We start from the raw sequence: 1,074 nt of genomic DNA, 5'->3' as shown, positions 1-1,074 counted from the left end.
AGCCCGGCGAGCGCGGTCAGTACGGCCGTCTCCTCCGGCCCGTCCCCCCGCAGCAGCGGGACCGCCACCGCCGACGCGTCCGCACCCTCCCCGGCGACCAGCGCGGACAGCGCACCACCCGGACCGACCTCCAGGAAGTCCACCCCGTCCAGACCCCGGACCCGATCGTGGAACCGCACCGCCTCCCGGACCTGCCGCACCCAGTACTCCGGATCGGTCACCTCACCGGACACCACCAGCGGAACAACCGGAGCCCCGAAGACCAGACCCCCGATCGCCTCACGGAAATCGTCCAGCATCGGATCCATCAACGGCGAATGAAACGCATGCGACACCCGCAACCGCTTCACCCTGCGCTCACCGAACCGCGCGGCAACCGCCTCAACCTCCGCCTCCACACCCGACACCACCACAGAACCCGGCCCGTTCACCGCCGCCACCGACACACCCCCGGTCAGACACGGCAGCACCTCCGCCTCAGCAGCCTGAACCGCCACCATCGCACCACCCCCCGGAAGCGCCTCCATCAACCTCGAACGCGCCGTCACCAGCACACACGCATCCTCCAACGACAACACCCCCGCCACATGCGCCGCCGCCACCTCACCCACCGAATGACCGACCAGACGATCCGGCCTCACACCCCACGACTCCACCAACCGGAACAACGCCACCTCCAACGCAAACAACGCCGGCTGCGCGAAACCCGTCCGCCCCAGCAACTCCTCATCCCCACCCCACATCACCTCACGCAACCCCGGATCCAAATGGACAAGCACCTCATCGAACGCCTCCGCGAACACCGGGAACCGCCCGTACAACCCCCGCCCCATACCCAACCGCTGCGAACCCTGACCCGGGAACAGGAACACCACAGGCCGACCAACCGCCACACCCCGCGCAACCTCGACACCATCCAGCAGAACAGCACGATGATCGAACAACGACCGAGTACACAGCAGAGAACACCCCACATCCACCGGATCACCCCCCAACCCACCAACCCGCTCCACCACACCCGACAACGCCACCTCAGACCGCGCCGACACCAACCACGGCACCACAACCGAAGAC

Annotated in this window: 1 protein-coding gene; it reads right to left on the bottom strand. The window is 67.6% G+C overall.

The window, feature by feature from the left end:
* The coding region (locus SCWH03_RS28225) for an acyltransferase domain-containing protein (protein ID WP_173267760.1) at window positions 1-1,074 on the bottom strand (1,074 nt) is incomplete at both ends.

It is taken from the genome of Streptomyces pacificus (genome assembly GCF_011766325.1).
Lineage (GTDB): Bacteria > Actinomycetota > Actinomycetes > Streptomycetales > Streptomycetaceae > Streptomyces > Streptomyces pacificus.
Note: the sequence above shows the minus strand (reverse complement) of the source record. Positions and strands in the feature narration are given on the sequence as shown.